15 protein-coding genes are annotated in these 16,727 nt (G+C 70.4%); 6 read left to right on the plus strand and 9 right to left on the minus strand.

Annotation, left to right across the window (positions count from 1 at the left end):
• Window positions 1-77 precede the first annotated feature (77 nt).
• Entirely contained in the window at window positions 78-1,859 is a 1,782-nt protein-coding gene (locus tag OG413_RS16545; protein ID WP_266806340.1) for a DEAD/DEAH box helicase, read from the plus strand.
• Between the two features lie 169 nt (window positions 1,860-2,028).
• Here the strand turns inward: OG413_RS16545 and OG413_RS16550 are convergent, their stop codons facing one another.
• The gene (locus OG413_RS16550) at window positions 2,029-2,595 is read right to left on the minus strand and encodes a hypothetical protein (RefSeq protein WP_266806342.1); all 567 of its coding nucleotides are present in this window, start codon (window positions 2,593-2,595) and stop codon (window positions 2,029-2,031) included.
• A gap of 427 nt (window positions 2,596-3,022) precedes the next feature.
• Between OG413_RS16550 and OG413_RS16555 the strand changes: the two genes are divergently transcribed.
• The 4 genes from OG413_RS16555 (at window position 3,023) to OG413_RS16570 (ending at window position 8,629) form a co-directional block, all read left to right on the plus strand.
• The gene (locus OG413_RS16555) at window positions 3,023-4,567 is read left to right on the plus strand and encodes a WxL domain-containing protein (protein WP_266806344.1); all 1,545 of its coding nucleotides are present in this window, start codon (window positions 3,023-3,025) and stop codon (window positions 4,565-4,567) included.
• A 215-nt stretch (window positions 4,568-4,782) separates the two neighbouring features.
• A complete protein-coding gene (locus tag OG413_RS16560; RefSeq protein ID WP_266806346.1) occupies window positions 4,783-6,798 on the plus strand; it encodes a hypothetical protein in 2,016 nt (671 codons plus the stop codon).
• 337 nt (window positions 6,799-7,135) lie between these two features.
• On the plus strand, window positions 7,136-7,780 hold the full coding sequence (locus OG413_RS16565) for an IclR family transcriptional regulator (protein WP_266806348.1): 645 nt from the start codon (window positions 7,136-7,138) through the stop codon (window positions 7,778-7,780).
• Window positions 7,781-7,840: 60 nt separating this feature from the next.
• The gene (locus OG413_RS16570; protein ID WP_266806349.1) at window positions 7,841-8,629 is read left to right on the plus strand and encodes a S16 family serine protease; all 789 of its coding nucleotides are present in this window, start codon (window positions 7,841-7,843) and stop codon (window positions 8,627-8,629) included.
• Here the strand turns inward: OG413_RS16570 and OG413_RS16575 are convergent.
• The 8 genes from OG413_RS16575 to OG413_RS16610 all read right to left on the minus strand — a co-directional run bounded on the left by OG413_RS16575 (window position 8,568) and on the right by OG413_RS16610 (window position 15,445).
• Window positions 8,568-10,064, minus strand: coding sequence for an MFS transporter (locus OG413_RS16575; RefSeq protein WP_266806351.1), 1,497 nt, complete (start codon window positions 10,062-10,064; stop codon window positions 8,568-8,570). The genes OG413_RS16570 and OG413_RS16575 overlap by 62 nt on opposite strands.
• A gap of 21 nt (window positions 10,065-10,085) precedes the next feature.
• Window positions 10,086-10,277, minus strand: a complete 192-nt coding sequence (locus tag OG413_RS16580; protein ID WP_266806353.1) for a hypothetical protein — start codon at window positions 10,275-10,277, stop codon at window positions 10,086-10,088.
• Between the two features lie 156 nt (window positions 10,278-10,433).
• Entirely contained in the window at window positions 10,434-11,048 is a 615-nt protein-coding gene (locus tag OG413_RS16585) for a winged helix-turn-helix domain-containing protein (RefSeq protein WP_266806355.1), read from the minus strand.
• Between the two features lie 102 nt (window positions 11,049-11,150).
• Window positions 11,151-12,125, minus strand: coding sequence for a glycine betaine ABC transporter substrate-binding protein (locus tag OG413_RS16590; protein WP_266810192.1), 975 nt, complete (start codon window positions 12,123-12,125; stop codon window positions 11,151-11,153).
• Complete coding sequence (locus OG413_RS16595; RefSeq protein WP_266806357.1) at window positions 12,125-12,991, minus strand: ABC transporter permease; 867 nt, start codon at window positions 12,989-12,991, stop codon at window positions 12,125-12,127. Before OG413_RS16595 ends, OG413_RS16590 begins: the two co-directional genes overlap by 1 nt.
• The gene (locus OG413_RS16600; RefSeq protein WP_266810194.1) at window positions 12,988-14,187 is read right to left on the minus strand and encodes an ABC transporter ATP-binding protein; all 1,200 of its coding nucleotides are present in this window, start codon (window positions 14,185-14,187) and stop codon (window positions 12,988-12,990) included. The genes OG413_RS16595 and OG413_RS16600 overlap by 4 nt, the downstream gene beginning before the upstream one ends.
• A 121-nt stretch (window positions 14,188-14,308) precedes the next feature.
• Window positions 14,309-14,956, minus strand: a complete 648-nt coding sequence (locus OG413_RS16605) for an ABC transporter permease (RefSeq protein WP_266806358.1) — start codon at window positions 14,954-14,956, stop codon at window positions 14,309-14,311.
• 3 nt (window positions 14,957-14,959) lie between these two features.
• Window positions 14,960-15,445, minus strand: a complete 486-nt coding sequence (locus tag OG413_RS16610) for an Lrp/AsnC family transcriptional regulator (protein WP_266806360.1) — start codon at window positions 15,443-15,445, stop codon at window positions 14,960-14,962.
• Between the two features lie 122 nt (window positions 15,446-15,567).
• On the opposite strand from OG413_RS16610, the gene hppD reads away from it, so the two are divergent.
• On the plus strand, window positions 15,568-16,713 hold the full coding sequence (hppD, locus tag OG413_RS16615) for a 4-hydroxyphenylpyruvate dioxygenase (RefSeq protein WP_266806362.1): 1,146 nt from the start codon (window positions 15,568-15,570) through the stop codon (window positions 16,711-16,713).
• Window positions 16,714-16,727 lie beyond the last annotated feature (14 nt).

The following is a 16,727-nucleotide window of genomic DNA, read 5'->3' on the forward strand; positions in this document are numbered from 1 at the left end:
TGTCGTATCTCGTACGAGGTCGTGCGAGCTCATTACGGACAGCGCCCCACGTACCCGAGAGCCCCGAACCGGAGACCGTGACTACTACCGCCTCCCACCACCTCTCACCCGCCTTCCCCGGCCGTGCCCCCTGGGGCACCGCCGGCAAGCTGCGAGCCTGGCAGCAGGGCGCCATGGAGAGATACATCCAGGAGCAGCCGCGCGACTTCCTCGCCGTCGCGACGCCCGGCGCCGGGAAGACCACCTTCGCGCTGACCCTCGCCTCGTGGCTGCTGCACCACCATGTCGTCCAGCAGATCACGGTCGTCGCGCCGACCGAGCACCTCAAGAAGCAGTGGGCGGAAGCCGCCGCCCGGATAGGGATCAGGCTCGACCCCGACTACAGCGCCGGTCCCGTCAGCAAGGACTACCACGGTGTCGCCATCACGTACGCCGGTGTCGGCGTCCGCCCGATGCTGCACCGCAACCGCTGCGAGCAGCGCAAGACCCTCGTGATCCTCGACGAGATCCACCACGCCGGTGACTCGAAGTCCTGGGGCGAGGCGTGCCAGGAGGCGTTCGACCCGGCCACCCGGCGGCTCGCGCTGACCGGTACGCCGTTCCGGTCGGACACCAACCCGATCCCCTTCGTCGCGTACGAGGAGGGGAACGACGGGATCCGCCGGTCGTCCGCCGACTACACCTACGGATACGGGAACGCCCTCGCCGACGGCGTCGTCCGCCCCGTCATCTTCCTCAGCTACAGCGGCAACATGCGCTGGCGCACCAAGGCCGGGGACGAGATCGCCGCACGGCTCGGCGAGCCGATGACCAGGGACGCCATCGGGCAGGCCTGGCGCACCGCGCTGTCGCCCACCGGTGACTGGATCCCGAACGTCCTCTCCGCCGCCGACAAGCGGCTCACCGAAGTGCGCAAGGGGATTCCGGACGCGGGCGGGCTCGTCATCGCGACCGACCAGGAGTCGGCGCGCGAGTACGCCAAGATCCTCAAGAAGGTCACCGGTGAGAAGGCGACCGTGGTCCTCTCCGACGAGAAGGCCGCGTCGAAGAAGATCGACCGGTTCACCGAGGACGGGTCGCGCTGGATGGTCGCGGTCCGCATGGTGTCGGAGGGCGTCGACGTGCCGCGCCTGGCCGTGGGGGTGTACGCCACCACCATCTCGACGCCGCTCTTCTTCGCACAGGCCGTCGGACGCTTCGTGCGCTCCCGCAGGCGCGGTGAGACGGCCTCCGTCTTCGTACCGACCATTCCGATGCTCCTCGACTTCGCCAACGAGATGGAGGTCGAGCGGGACCACGTCCTCGACAAGCCCAAGAAGGGCAGCGACGAGGAGAACCCGTTCTCGGAGGAGGACAAGCTCCTCGCCGACGCCGAGAAGCTGGAGGACGAGGAGACCGAGGAGCAGCTGCCCTTCGAGGCGCTGGAGTCCGACGCGGTCTTCGACCGGGTGCTGTACGACGGTGCCGAGTTCGGCATGCAGGCCCACCCCGGCAGCGCGGAGGAGCAGGACTACCTGGGCATTCCGGGGCTGCTCGAACCCGACCAGGTGCAACTGCTGCTCCAGAAGCGCCAGAGCCGGCAGATCGCACACAGCCGCCAGAAGCCGGCCGAGGAGGCCGACCTCCTGGAGAAGCCCGCGGACGCGCGCCCGGTCGTCACGCACAAGCAGCTGCTGGGGCTGCGCAAGCAGCTCAACACGATGGTGTCGGCCTACACCCACCAGAGCGGCAAGCCGCACGGAGTGATCCACACCGAGCTGCGCCGGGTGTGCGGCGGACCGCCGAGCGCGGAGGCCACGGCCGGGCAGATCCAGCAGCGGATCACGAAGGTCCAGGAGTGGGCCACCCGCATGACGTGAGCGGCGTGAGCGGGGCGGGGTGACGTCAGCGGGGGCGGCCGGGGCCGGAGGCCGGGGGCCGGACCGTTCCCCGTACCCCTTTCGGTCCGGGGCCGGAGCGTTCCCCGTACCCCTTCCGGGCCGGGTCAGGAGTGTGCCTCCTGGCCCGGCCCGGTCCCGGTTCCGGGGGCTACCAGACGAACGCCGCCGACTGGTTCGCCGTCGCCACGCACGGGACCGTCGCCGAGGTCGGGGACGAGGCGACGATCTGCAGCGACCAGTTGGTGGTGCTCGGGGGCGCGGGCAGCACCACGGAGTCCGTCGTGTCGCCCGCGGCCAGAGTGCCGGTCGTGAGCTTCAGCGGGCCCAGGCTGATCGGGCTGCCACCGCTCATGCCGGGGTTGGTCTTCCCGGAGAACCGCACCTCGCTCGTGACGCCGCCCGAGGTCTTCTTCAGCTTGAGCGTCGTGGTGATGCTGTTCGGGTTCGCGCTCGTGCCGGGCGGCATGGTGATCGCCGTGGAAGTGATCTTGATGGTCTTGCCCGAGGTGCCGTCGGCGGCCGTCAGCGTGGCCGATCCGCTGCCCCAGCTGCCGCAGTCGTACGTCGCGGTCGCGGTGAGCGGGGTGACGGCTGCCGAGGTGGTCGACAGGGCGAGCGTCGCCGCGACGGAACAGGCCGCGGTGACGGCCAGCAGGGACAGGTGTCTTCGGCCCGGCCGTCTCGGCGGGGTTGTTGCCCGTGATGGGTTCGACATGACGGAGGAACTCCTTCCGGTTGAATTCCGCAGACCTGCTTCGATTGCCGATCTGGGTGCCGGGCCCGGCATGTCGGGTGCAGTGAAACGGCGCCCATCGGAGAAGTCAATAGACGCCGGGAGCGGGTAATTCGCTCGGGGAAATGCCTTCCGGGCATTTCCCAAAGGATCAAATAATTCTCTCTTGACTTCTCTGCGCGTGACCTCCTCAATGTGCGCAATCAATGGGGTGTGGAGGGATGTGGTGCTGATGAGTCGAGTGACGCGGGTGACGCGAATGACCCGCCGGCGAAGATCCGGCAGGTCTCACCGGTCCGGCCGGGCCGGGCTGCTCGCCGCCTGCTTCGTGCTGTCGCTGAGCTGTGTCGGAGCCACCGCCAGTGCCGCCGGAGCGGGGCCAGGAGCAGGGCCAGGGGGCGGAGCCGGAGTGGCCGGTACGGTCACGCCGACCGTGCACTGTGTGCTGCCCGCCGGGCAGGGGGAGGCCACCGGACCCCAGGAGATGACGGTCGAGCTGACCCCCGCCGTCGTCGCCCCCGGGGGCACCGTGCACGCCAAGGTCACCCTTGGGCCGTCGCCCGCCACCAGCGGCATCGCTCTGGAGGACGTGGCCACCATCCCGAGCCTCGACCTCGCGATGACGGGCGGGGCCACCGGCACCGTCACCGTGCGGGGTGCCGAGCTGACCATGGACATCCCGGCCGGGCAGCCGATCGAGATCCCGCCGTACGAGGGGGACTTCCTGATCCCGGCGGACGCCTCGGGCGAGATCTCGTTCGCCCCGCTGCGCACACTGACGCAGACCAAGCTCTTCGGATCGGTCTTCGAGACCCCGTGCGACGTGGTCGGCGGCTCCGGTCCCCTCGGTACGGTCACGGCCGAGGGCGACGGCGGCGAGCCCGCCACCCTGAGCGCTCCCGCCGAGCCCGTGCGTCCCAACACCGCTGTACGGCTGGGTGGTTCGGGGTGGACGCCGGACGCCTCTCCGGTGCCTTCGCTGTGCGCGGTCGGCGGCGGTGGCTGCGATCCGCTGAAGTTCCCGGCCCACTCCCTCCGTATCGACTCCTACGGGACCCTGAGCGGCACGGCGACCCTCGCCGAGGCCGGGGCGGTACCTGACGGGGCGTACGAGGTGAAGGTCAACGACGGTACGAAGGAGGCCACCGCCCCGCTGACCGTCAAGGCCGTCGCGGCGGGCGACCGGGCGATCTCCCTGTCGCGCGGCAGCGGCCCGGTGGGCAGCGTCGTCACCGTCAGCGGCAAGAACTACAACCCCGACCGCTGGATCAACGTCATCGGCCTCGACGCGGCGGGTGGCGTCCTCGACGACACGGCCGTCTACGTCAAGAGCGGTACGGACGGCACCTTCTCCGCCGACTTCACCGTCACCTCCGAAGCCGTCGCCGCCATCCAGGCGGACGAGGGCAACGACCCCGCCACCGTACGGACGGCACCCTTCACCGTCACCACGGGTGGCGGCGGGGACGGCGGCACGGCCGAGCAGAAGCTCACCGCCTCCGTCCGGGCCGGCACGTTGAGCATGGTCCAGGACGGCGACACCGTCGACTTCGGTACGACGGTCCTGGGCACCGGCAGCGGTGTGCAGCGCGCCCGTCTCAACCGGGTCGAGGTGGAGGACGCGCGCGGCGTCAACAGCGGCTGGTCACTGACGGCCACGCTCACCGACTTCACCAGCACCGGCGTCAGCGGCTCCGACTCGGCCACGATCCCGGCCGGCGCGGTCCGTTGGGCCCCCAAGTGCCGGGCGCAGGACGGAAGTCTCGGTACGCCGGTGGCGGGGTCGCCCGCATCGCTCGGCAGCGCCGCGGCGAGCCTGTGCCGGATGAACCCGGACGGATCCCGGCCGTTCACCGGCGGACGCTTCGACGCCGACGCCGATCTCACCCTGACGGTCCCCGGGTCCGCACCGCCCGGGGACTACAGCGCCACGCTCACCCTCACCCTGCTCTGAGCCCTGCTCTGAGCCCTGCTCCGGGTCCTGCTCCGGGTCCTGCTCCGAGCATCGCTCCAAGTCCCGCTCCCAGAACCGGTGTTCGCGAAGAGCCCGCCCGATCCGTATCGCCATGGACAGGGCGGGCTCTTCCCGGTCCGCGCCTGCACCGGTCCGCGCCCCTTGTCGGCACCGCTTCCCCGTCATCCGCCCCGCCCCGCCCGAAGGAGAGACCCATGTCCCCGTATCCGTCCACGCATCCGTATCCGTACCGAAGACGGTCCTTACGCCGCGCCGTCGCCCTCGCCGCGGGCGCCGTCCTCGTCTGGACCGGCGGGGCCGTCGCCCTGGCCCCGGCGGCCCACGCCGGTACGGTCACCCCGACCGTCCACTGCACCCTGCCCGCAGGACAGGGCGAGGCCACCGGGCCGCAGCAGATGAACGTCGAACTGACCCCCGATGTCGTCGAACCGGGCGGCAAGGTGCACGCCAGGGTCACCCTCGGGCCGTCCCCCGCCACCAGCGGTCTGAGCCTGAACGACGTGCCCACCACGCCCAGCATCGACCTCGCGATGTCGGGCGGCGCCACCGGCACGGTCACCGTCACCGGGCCCGAGGTGAACCTCGACATCCCGTCCGGGCAGCCCATCGAAATCCCGCCGTACGAGGGGGACTTCCTCGTCCCGGCCACCGCGAGCGGGCCGGTCTCCTTCACCCCGCTGGGCAATCTGACCCGTACGAAGGTCCTGGGCGGTACCTATCGCACCCCCTGCGACGTGGTCAGCGGCAGTGGCTCCATCGGTACCGTCACCGTCGAGGGCGGCGCCGGACAGCCCGCCACCCTGATCGCGCCCGGCGGCCCGGTCCGGCCCAGTTCCCCCGTCGCGCTCTCCGGCAGCCGGTGGACCGTCGGCGGCACCCCCATACCGTCCCTGTGCGCATCCGGCGGAGGAGGCTGCGACGCCGGGGCGTTCGCCTCGCACTCCCTCACGGTCAACGGCTCCGGGCAGCTGACCGGCAGCGCCGTGCTCGCCGACGCGGCCACCGTGCCGGACGGGGCGTACCTGGTGAAGGTCAACGACGGCACGAAGGAGGCGACCGCGTCCCTCACCGTCCGGGCGTTCGTCCCGAGCGGCCCGCGCGCGGTCACGCTGTCGCGCACCGGCGGCCCGGTCGGCACGGTCGTCCGGGTGAGCGGCGTCAACTACCTCCAGGACCGGTGGATCAACACCGTCGGCCTCGACGCGACCGGCGCCACGCTCGACGACACGGCCGTGTACGTGAAGAGCGGGCCCGACGGCACGTTCTCCGCCGACTTCACCGTGCTCTCCGACGCCGTCGCCGCCATCCAGGTCGACGAGGGCAACGACCCCGCCACGGTCCTGACCCGCCCGTTCACCGTGACCGACACCGCCGCCACGCTCACCGCCGGGGCCGGGAAGGTGAAACCCGGCGGGACCCTCGCGCTCGGCGGGGGCGACTGGCCCACCGGCGCCACCCCGGCCGCCGCACTGTGCGCGGCCGACGGCAGCGGGTGCGACCCGGCGCGGATCAGTGGTTCCACCCTCCGTATCACGGCCGAAGGCACCCTGGCCGGCACGGTCACCGTGGCGGGCTCGACCCCGAAGGCCGTGTACGCGCTCCAGGTCACGGCGGGTGCGGCGCAGGCCGTCGTCCCGCTGACCGTCGCCCCGTCCTTCATCGCCCTCACTCCGTCGGCGGGCCCGAAGGGCACCGCGGTCACCGTCCTCGGGCAGGGCTTCGCCAAGGTGGCCACCGTCTCGATCGTGGGACTGCGGGCCAACGGATCGCAGACCTCCGACCCGGTGCGGACCAAGGTGGTCGGGCTGGACGGGGCGTTCTCGCAGACGTTCACGGTCAACGCCGCCGACACCGTCGCGATCCGGGTGCGGGAGGTCCTCGTCAACCCGAGGACGGAGACGGCGGCCTTCACCGTCCGGGACGGCACGGTCCCGGCCGGGCCCTCCTTCCAACTCTCCCCGCCCGAAGGGCCGGTGGGCACCGTCGTCCAGGTGACCGGACGCGGCTTCGCACCCGTGGCGACGGTCGTGGCGACCGGGCGTACCGCGGACGGGAAGCAGACCTCGGACGCGTACGTCACCCGGATCGTCGGGCTCGACGGCACGTTCGCCCTCAACTTCACCGTCCGGGACCCGGCGACGAAGTCGATCAGGGTCTGCGAGGTCCTGGTGAACGGGAAAATCAGCCAACATTTGTTTACGGTGGGTTAACGCCGGTTTACGAGTGATGCACGGAGTGTCGCGAGGGCGTCGCCCGACCTGGACGCGCGTAGATGTTCGGTTTTCGGACGATGCCCCGCTGACCGGCGGTTATGTTCGACCGGTCTCCGTCGCGTTCCGGCGGGAGACCGGATTCTGGACGAGGTCTTCCGCTGAGCGGACTGGCTCGCTACTGTCCCCCGCAATATGAACGCGCCGTGGCAATGCCGCCGCGGAGCGCAGCCGGTGCCTTGCCAGACCGGCGGCTTCTCCGTGCGTCGCCGCTGGGACCGGCGTCGCAACCGCCGGGAGACGGCCGCCGTCGCTCACCCAAAGAGGAGAGGGCGTCGTGACCGCGGAGACTTCCCAGACGCTCGACCGAGGACTGCGCGTCCTCAAACTGCTCGCCGACACCGATCACGGTCTGACCGTCACCGAGTTGTCCAACAAACTCGGTGTCAACCGCACCGTGGTCTACCGCCTGCTCGCCACCCTGGAGCAGCACGCCCTGGTACGACGTGACCTGGGCGGCCGTGCCCGGGTCGGCCTGGGGGTGCTGCGCCTCGGCCGTCAGGTGCACCCGCTCGTCCGGGAAGCCGCGCTGCCCGCGCTGCGCTCCCTGGCCGAGGACATAGGGGCCACCGCCCACCTCACGCTCGTCGACGGCAGCGACGCCCTCGCGGTCGCCGTCGTCGAACCGACCTGGACCGACTACCACGTGGCCTACCGGGCCGGCTTCCGGCACCCGCTGGACAAGGGGGCCGCGGGCCGGGCCATACTCACCGCCCGGCAGAAGACGCCCGCCGACCACCCCGGCTACACCCTCACCCACGGCGAGCTGGAGGCCGGCGCCAGCGGCGCGGCCGCCCCCCTGGTCGGGGTGTCGGGCGTGGAGGGCAGCGTCGGAGTGGTGATGCTCGCCGACGCCGTACCGGAACGGGTGGGCCCGCGGGTCCTCGACGCGGCCCGCGAAGTGGCGGACGCGCTGCGGTAGCGCCCCGAGGGGGTGGCGGGTGGACCGAGAGGCCGGGGGCCGGGCAGATAGATTGGGCGGGTGCTCACTCGTCTCTCGCGCCCCCTTGTTCTCGCCCTCTGCGCGCTGCCGGTCCTCGCTCTGTTCGGTACGGCCGCCTTCGCACCGCTGCCGTTCACCCTGGCGCAGCCCGGCACGACCGCGAACGTCCTCGGGAAGAACGACGGCAAGCCCGTGATCACCATCACCGGCGCCCCCACCCGCACCACGGAGGGGCAGCTGCGGATGACGACCATCTTCGCGACCTCGCCGAACGCCGATGTCGGTATCGGTGACGTGCTCGACGGGTGGTTCAGGACGGACCGGGCCGTGATGCCCCGGGATTCCGTCTATCCGAGCAGCGGCTCCGTGAAGGAGATCGAGCAGCACAATCTGAACGACATGAAGGAGTCGCAGAACGTCGCCGTCGACGCGGCCCTGAACTACCTCGGCCGGGACCTCGGGTCGATGAGGATCAGCGTGGACCTCGGCGATGTCGGCGGTCCCAGCGCCGGGCTCTTCCTCACCCTCGGCATCATCGACAAGCTGGACGGCGACGGCTCCGGCGGAGATCTGACCGGCGGCCGCACCATCGCGGGTACGGGCACGATCAACGCGGACGGCAAGGTCGGCGCGGTCGGCGGGGTGTCGCTGAAGACGCAGGCCGCCCGCCGCGACGGGGCGACGGTCTTCCTGGTGCCGAAGGCCGAGTGCAAGCAGGCGAAGGCGGAGCGGCCCGACGGGCTCCGGCTGATCCCCGTCACGACGCTCAAGAACGCCGTGGACTCGCTGCGCTCGCTGGAGCGGGGCGAGAAGGTCCCGGGCTGCTGACCGCGCCGACCTTGCCGTCCGCGTTGACCTCGCCGCCCTTCCCTGCCGGGGTGGGTACGGGCTCGGATACGGGGACGCGCTCGGGCTCCGGTACGGGATCGGGGACGCGCTCGGGCTCCGGTACGGGATCGGGGACGCGCTCGGGCTCCGGTACGGGATCGGGGACGCGCCCGGAACCGCGCCCGGAACCGCGCTCGGGCTCGGGGGAGTCCGACGGTGCTTCCATCGTCCGCCACGCCGGGAACACCAGCGGGCTCAACGTCGCCAGGAAGTACACCCCGCCCATCGCCAGCAGTGCCCCCGTCGCCCCCATGCCCTCCACCAGCAGGCCCGCCGCGAGGCCGCCCACCGGCATGGCGAGCTCGCAGCCCGCGGTGAGCGCCCCGGAGACCCTGCTGCGCAGCCGCTCGGGGACGCGTTCGTACGTCATCGTGGTCAGGATGGGGTTCAGCATGCCGCCCGCGACCCCGCCCAGCAGCATCGTCACGGCGAGGGGCAGCGTGCTCCCGGTCAGCGCGGCGACCAGGAACCGCGGCGCCCCGCACAGGATCACGCACACGGTGAACACGGTCCGCCGGGAGAACCGGTGCCCCACCGCCCCGTACAGCAGGGCCCCGGTCAGTCCGCCCGCGCCGAACAGGGCCGTGAGCAGCCCGAGGTCGGTGGCCCCGCCCAGCTCGCCCTCGGCGTGCACCGGCAGCAGGACGGCGTTCCAGCCCTGGTCGGTGCCGTTCATGAACATCACCATGATCACGACGGCCAGCAGCAGCCGGTTGCCGAGCAAGTATGCGTATCCCTCGCGCAGTTCGGCGCGGTAGGTACGCAGTGAGACCGGCGCCGCGGCCTTACGGGGTTCGGCCGCCCGGATCCCTCGTACCCCTGCGGCCACCAGCAGCGCGGACAGCCCGAACGTGGCCGCGTCCAGCAGGAGTACGGTCTCCGCCCCGACCAGGGCGATCAGCAGTCCGGCGAGTGCCGCCCCGACCATGCGGGCGCCGCGCGACACGGCGTCGAAGAGGCTGGCGGCGCGGGCGAGCGTGGTTCCCGCGTGTTCGGCGAGGTCGGGTACGAGGACGTAGCGCGCGGTGTTGCCGGGTGTGTGGACCAGGCCGTTGAGCGCCATCAGCGCGCAGAGCGTCCAGAATTCCAGTGCCCCCGCGTAGTGCAGCAGCGGGATCGTGGCGATGGCGAGGCCGCAGATGGTGTCGGACGCGACGGCGACCCGGCGTCGGCCGATCCGGTCGATGACCGGCCCGCCGATCAGCGCGGAGATGACGATCGGCAGCGTGGCGCAGAAGGCGACGACGCCCGCCCGCCCCGCGCTGCCCGTGGTTTCCAGGACGAACCACGGGACGCCGATCAGGGTGAGCGAAGTACCAGCCATGGATATGGAGTTGGCCGCGAGAACGGCGACGAGCGGTGTGCGGTGACCCATGTTCTTTCCCCCCGGTCATGGTTACGCGGTACGCGGCATGCGGCGCACCACCGCGGGGGCGGGGCGCTCCTGGACCAGGCGGAGGCCGAACTCGACCATCTTCCAGCCCACTTGGGACTTCAGGCCGCGGCGGACCGGCCGGATCACCGCTGCCTCGCGGTGCAGTTCGGCGGAGTGGTAGGTGTGCAGGAGGGTGTGGATGTCGGAGTGCATGGCGGTGATCCCTTCAGTCGATGGGGCGGCAGGGTCGACTCAGGCGGTGTGGTGGCTGGGTCGGTTCAGTCGGCATGGCGGCATGGCGGCATGGCGGTGCGGCGGCATGGCGGTGCGGTGGTGCGGCGGCTGGGTCGGCCGGGTCGGCCGGGTCGGTCAGTCGGCGCGGCGCGGGAAGACGTGCACATGGCTGCGGACGCTGGCCGACCCCTCGGTGCCTTCGGGGACCCGGCCCCGGTAGCTCTCGATGAGTTCGTGGATCTTCTCGGCCAGTTCCAGGGAGAGCTCGGGCGTGAGGCGCACCTTGAAGTCGCTGACGTCCCAGCTGTGCTGCCACTCCTCGGACCATTCGTGCATCGTGCCGAGCCAGGTGTCGAGTTCCCGCGTGTGCGAGGTGGTGACCTCGCGCAGGACCACCCCGATGGCCTCGCGCACCTCCGGGTTCGGGTCGCGGAGGAAGTCCGCGCTCCTGTCGAACGCCGTGCCCAGGTGGACGGCCCGCCACCACCGCTCGCGCCCCTTGCCGAGCTCCGGGGCGTCCTCCACGAAGTCGTACGAGGCCAGTTGGCGCAGGTGGTAGCTGGTGGCGCCGCTGGATTCGCCGAGCCGGTCCGCGAGGCCGGACGCGGTGGCCGGGCCGAACTCCCGCAGGGTGCTCAGCAGTCGCAGTCGCAGGGGGTGGGCCAGCCCGCGCAGGGTGCGGGCGTCCACTCTGTGGATCTTCGGGGTGCCGGCCGGCCGGTCGTCCTGGTCGGCCTCGTTCTCTGCCATGCCGCAACTGTAGAGTTACAAAGACATCTTTGCAACAGGTTCTTTGCAGCGTGTTCTTTGGAACTCGGAGCCGGCCTCCCCGTCACCCCTCCCCGTCCCCCGTCACCCCTCCTTGATGAACCCCTCCGCCACCAGCCACTCCTTCGCCACCTCGTGCGGGTCATCCCCGTCCACGTCCACCTTCGCGTTGAGCTTCTGCGCGACCTCCGTCGTCAGCTTCCTGCTGACCGGGTCCAGCAGCCCCGCGATCTCCGGGTACTTCTCGAAGGTCGCCGTGTGGATGACGGGGGCCGCGTTGTAGTTGGGGAAGAAGTGCTTGTCGTCCTGGAGCACGTCCAGGTCCATCGCCTTGATCCGGCCGTCCGTGGTGAACACCTCGCCCAGCAGGCAGGAGCTGGACTTGGAGACCTGGGTGTAGATGATCCCGGCGTCCATCTTCCGGATGTGGGAGGCCGGGATCGACATCCCGTACGCCTTCTCCATGCCGGGCAGCCCGTCGTCGCGGGCGGCGAATTCGTTCTCCACGCAGATCGAGACCGCGTTCGGGTCCTTCTTCGCCAGCGCGGCGGCGTCCGAGAGGGTCTTCAGCTTGTACTTCGTGTTGTTCTTCTTGCTGATGGCCAGGGCGTACGTGTTGTTGAGGGTGGACTGCGGAAGCCAGGTCACCCCGTTCTTCCGGTCCTCGTCCCGGACCGCCTCCCACTGCTTCAGCGGATCGACGATCGGCTCGGCGTGACCGAGGTACGTGATCCAGGCGGTGCCCGTGTACTCGTACATCGCATCGGCGTCGCCCTTGACGATCGCCTCGCGCGCACTGATCGAGCCCGGCAGGTTCGTCCGGTCCAGGACCTCCGCACCGGCCGCCTTGAACACCAGGCCGATCATCTGGCCCAGGATGATGTTCTCGCTGAAGTTCTTCGAGGTGACCGTCAGGGAAGCGCCCTTGAGCGGCTCGCCCTGCCCGACCGACCCCGGCGCCACGTCGTCCACCATCGGTGAGCCGCTCTTCAGCCCGCACCCGGCGAGCACCAGCGACAGGGCCAGGACGACCGGCAGACCGGCCCCGGGCCGGCGCATCACGGCGCCTCCAGGCCGCGCGGCGTGAGCGACAGCTCCACCAGCGAGGCCAGCCAGTCCACCAGCAGCGCCAGCACCACCGTGAGCACGGACCCCAGCACCAGCACCGGCATCCGCTGCGTCTGGATGCCCGAGGTGATCAGGTCACCGAGTCCGCCGCCCCCGCCGAACGTGGCCAGCGTCGCCGTCCCCACATTGAGCACCAGTGCCGTCCGCACCCCCGCAAGGATCAGCGGAACGGCGAGCGGCAGCTCCACCTTCCGCAGCGTCCCGAGCCCCGACATCCCGATCCCGCGCGATGCCTCCACGAGCGTCGGATCGATCGCCTTGAGGCCGGCCACCGTATTGGACAGCACCGGCAGCACCGCGTAGATCACCATGCCCACGATCGCCGTCGACGGGCCGATGCCCAGCCAGATCACCAGCAGCGCCAGCAGACCGATCGCCGGGGTGGCCTGCCCGATGTTGGCGAATGCCGTGACCACCGGGGCGCCTCTGCTGAGCCCGCGGCGGGTCAGGGCGATGCCGAGCGGGATCGCGATGATCAGCACCCAGAACGTGGAGATCGCCGTCAGCCTGACGTGCTGCCACAGCCGCAGCTGCACATTGCCGCCGGACAGCGAGTTCTCCGCGATCGAGTCGAGGGGGATGTTGGTGATCCACATATAGGTGACCGCCAGGACGACCGCCAGCACGGCCGGCAGCACCACCAGCTTGCGCCAGGTGATCCGGCGCGGCGGACCGGCGGGCGGGGGCGAGGGCTCCGACTCCTCGTCGCGGAAGGCGTGCCCCTTGACGTCGTGTTCTCCCGGTGGCCGTGTCTCGGACGCGCCGGGCTCGGGAGACCCCGGATGGCTGGGACTCATGCGCCGCCACCTCCCTCCAGCTCCTGCTCGGTCTGGTGGGTGCGCAGGTCCTCCAGTTGGTGCTGGTGCTCCATGGCGGTGAGCCGGTCGGCCTCCAGGAGCTCCTGCACGTTGTCCATGAGGGTGTGCATGTCGACGACGCCGATGAACTCGCCGCGCCGCCCGGTCACCGCGACCCGCCCCCCGCTGTCGGTCAGCACCGCCTCCAGCGCGTCGTGCAGGGTGGCGTCCCGGGTCACCGTGTCGTGCACCAGCTGCCCGGCGCGGGCCAGCGAGCCGCGGGCCCGCATCAGGTCGCCGCGCCGCAGCCACTTGTACGGGCGGTTCCTGCGGTCCAGCATCAACAGCTCGTTGTGCGGGCCGCTGCGCAGCTTGTTGAAGATCGACTGGAGCGGGTCGTCGACGGTCACCGTCGGGAAGTCGGCGATGCCCACATCCCGTACGCGCGTCAGGTTGAGGCGTTTGAGCGCCGCGCCCGCGCCCACGAACCCGGAGACGAAGTCGTCGGTCGGGTTGGTGAGGATCGCCTCCGGGGTGTCGAACTGCGCGATGTGCGAACGCTCGCGCAGCACCGCGATCCGGTCGCCCAGCTTGATCGCCTCGTCGAAGTCGTGGGTGACGAAGACGATCGTCTTGTGCAGCTCGTGCTGGAGCCGGATCAGCTCGTCCTGGAGGTGGTCGCGGGTGATCGGGTCGACCGCCCCGAACGGCTCGTCCATCAGCAGCACCGGAGGATCGGCGGCCAGCGCCCGCGCGACCCCCACCCGCTGCTGCTGCCCGCCGGACAGCTGGCGCGGGTAGCGCCCGTGGAACTCGCGCGGGTCCAGCCCCACCAGATCGAGCATCTCCTCCACCCGGTCCTTCACCCGGGACTTGGACCAGCCGACCATCTTCGGTACGAGGGCTATGTTCTCGGCGACCGTCATGTGCGGGAAGAGCCCGGACGACTGGATCGCGTACCCGATCTTGCGGCGCAGCTTCACCGGGTCGATGTCGGTGACGTCCTCGTCGTCGATCCGGATCCGGCCGGAGGACGGCTCGATCAGCCGGTTGATCATCTTCAGGGTGGTGGACTTGCCGCAGCCGGACGGCCCCACGAAGATCACGGTCTCGCCGGCCTTGATGTCCATGGAGACGTTCTCGACGGCCGGGTTGGGGTTGCCGGGATAGATCTTGGTCAGTTCCTCCAGCTGGATGGTGGCCCCGGAGGTGGCCGTGGCGGCCCGCCCGCCCCTCCCGTCGCGCCCGTCCCTCCTGTCGGACTCATCGGACCCGTCGGCTCCGAAGGGGGTCTCGAAGGGGGGCTCGGAGTCGGTCTCAGACACGGATCCCCCTGGGGATGGTCAGCCGCCCGAGCAGCACGTACGCGGCGTCGAAGAGCAGGGCGAGAACGACGATGCCGAGCGTGCCCGCGAGGACCTGGTTGATCGCGTTGGCGCTGCCCAGCGAGGCGATACCGCGGAAGATCTCATTGCCGAGACCGGGCCCGGAGGCGTACGCGGCGATGGCGGCGATACCCATCAGCATCTGCGTGGAGACCCGGATGCCGGTGAGGATCGGCGGCCAGGCGAGCGGCAGCTCCACCTTGCGCAGCCGGGTGAGGCGCGACATCCCGATGCCCTTCGCCGCGTCGACCAGCGAGGGATCGACGCCGCGCAGCCCCACGATGGAGTTACGGACGATGGGCAGCAGCCCGTACATCGTCAGGGTGATGACGGTGGGGGCGACGCCCAGCCCGACCAGCGGGATCAGCAGACCGATCGCGGCGAGGGAGGGGATGGTGAGGACCGTCGCCGTGGAGGTGATGGCCAGCGAGCCCGCCCAGCCGCTGCGATAGGTGACCACACCGATCAGGACCCCGAGCGCGGTGGCGATGACCATGCACTGGAAAACAGCGCTGACGTGCTGGAACGCATCGGTGAGCAGTTGCTGGTGCCGATTGCTCAGGTACTCCCAGAAGCTCACACGTCACTCCTCGGCTCGGACAGTGTCCTTTGCAGCCTGCTCCACGAGCGGGAGAATACGCAGCGGCACTGGGTTTTCCATGACGATGGCCGTGGAGGCCCGGACAATGCCATCAAAACCGACAACCCGGTCGATCACCCGTTGGAGATCGGCGTTGGAGCGGGCGACGAGACGGCAGAACATGTCGCCGTGCCCGGTGGTGGTGTGCAGTTCGAGCACTTCGGGCACGCCGCCCAAATGGGCCCGTACATCGGCCCCTTGGCCCTGCTTGATCTCCAGCGTCGCGAACGCGGTGACGGGGTAGCCGAGCGCCGCCGGGTCGACGTCCGGTCCGAAGCCCCGGATGACGCCATTCGACTGAAGGCGGTCCAGGCGCGCCTGCACGGTGCCGCGCGCCACGCCGAGCCGCCGGGACGCTTCGAGCACGCCGATCCGGGGTTCGCGGGCCAGCAGCACGATCAGCTGCCCGTCCAGACGGTCGATCGCCATGCCGCTGCCTCCGATGGTCATCCTGTACAGAACGCCCGACCATAGTGCCCATGGGCTGCACAGGGTGCCCAGTGAATGCGCGAACTGTTGCGCACCTTGCGATGCGAGGGGAGCCTTCGAATATGACTGAGACTCTGCACACCACCCCTGACACCGCCCGGCAGGCCGATCCCTTCCCGGTCAAGGGAATGGACGCGGTCGTCTTCGCCGTGGGCAACGCCAAGCAGGCCGCGCACTACTACTCGACCGCCTTCGGCATGAAGCTCGTCGCCTACTCCGGACCGGAGAACGGCAGTCGCGAGACCGCGAGTTACGTCCTGACCAACGGCTCCGCCCGCTTCGTCCTCACGTCCGTCATCAGGGCGTCCACCGAATGGGGCACCTTCCTCGACGGCCATGTCGCGGAGCACGGCGACGGCGTGGTCGACCTCGCCATCGAGGTCCCGGACGCCCGCGCCGCGTACGCCTACGCGGTGGAGCACGGCGCCACCGGCCTCACCGAGCCGCACGAGGTGAAGGACGAGAACGGCACCGTCGTGCTGGCCGCCATCGCCACGTACGGCAAGACCCGCCACACCCTCGTCGAGCGCTCCGGTTACGACGGCCCGTACCTCCCCGGTTACGTGGCGGCCTCCCCCATCGTCGAGCCGCCGGCCAAGCGCACCTTCCAGGCCATCGACCACTGCGTGGGCAACGTCGAGCTCGGCCGGATGAACGAGTGGGTCGCCTTCTACAACAAGGTCATGGGCTTCACCAACATGAAGGAGTTCGTGGGTGACGACATCGCCACCGAGTACTCCGCCCTGATGTCGAAGGTCGTCGCCGACGGCACCCTGAAGGTCAAGTTCCCGATCAACGAACCGGCGATCGCGAAGAAGAAGTCGCAGATCGACGAGTACCTGGAGTTCTACGGCGGCGCGGGCGTCCAGCACATCGCCCTCGCCACGAACGACATCGTCGCCTCGGTCCGTACGATGCGCGCGGCCGGCGTCCAGTTCCTGGACACCCCCGACTCGTACTACGACACGCTCGGCGAGTGGGCGGGCGAGACGCGCGTTCCGGTGGAGACGCTGCGCGAGCTGAAGATCCTGGTCGACCGCGACGAGGACGGCTATCTGCTCCAGATCTTCACCAAGCCGGTCCAGGACCGTCCGACGGTCTTCTTCGAGATGATCGAGCGGCACGGCTCGATGGGCTTCGGCAAGGGCAACTTCAAGGCCCTGTTCGAGGCGATCGAGCGCGAGCAGGAGAAGCGCGGCAACCTCTGACCGTACGGCGAACG

Source organism: Streptomyces sp. NBC_01433 (assembly GCF_026340105.1).
Classification (GTDB): Bacteria; Actinomycetota; Actinomycetes; order Streptomycetales; family Streptomycetaceae; genus Streptomyces.

Coding starts and splice junctions, on each gene's coding strand:
- OG413_RS16550 (WP_266806342.1), bottom strand. CDS start 2,595: ATGTCGAACCCATCACGGGCAACAACCCCGCCGAGACGGCCGGGCCGA.
- OG413_RS16560 (WP_266806346.1), top strand. CDS start 4,783: ATGTCCCCGTATCCGTCCACGCATCCGTATCCGTACCGAAGACGGTCC.
- OG413_RS16575 (WP_266806351.1), bottom strand. CDS start 10,064: ATGGGTCACCGCACACCGCTCGTCGCCGTTCTCGCGGCCAACTCCATA.
- OG413_RS16580 (WP_266806353.1), bottom strand. CDS start 10,277: ATGCACTCCGACATCCACACCCTCCTGCACACCTACCACTCCGCCGAA.
- OG413_RS16585 (WP_266806355.1), bottom strand. CDS start 11,048: ATGGCAGAGAACGAGGCCGACCAGGACGACCGGCCGGCCGGCACCCCG.
- OG413_RS16590 (WP_266810192.1), bottom strand. CDS start 12,125: ATGCGCCGGCCCGGGGCCGGTCTGCCGGTCGTCCTGGCCCTGTCGCTG.
- OG413_RS16595 (WP_266806357.1), bottom strand. CDS start 12,991: ATGAGTCCCAGCCATCCGGGGTCTCCCGAGCCCGGCGCGTCCGAGACA.
- OG413_RS16610 (WP_266806360.1), bottom strand. CDS start 15,445: ATGGCGATCGACCGTCTGGACGGGCAGCTGATCGTGCTGCTGGCCCGC.
- hppD (WP_266806362.1), top strand. CDS start 15,568: ATGACTGAGACTCTGCACACCACCCCTGACACCGCCCGGCAGGCCGAT.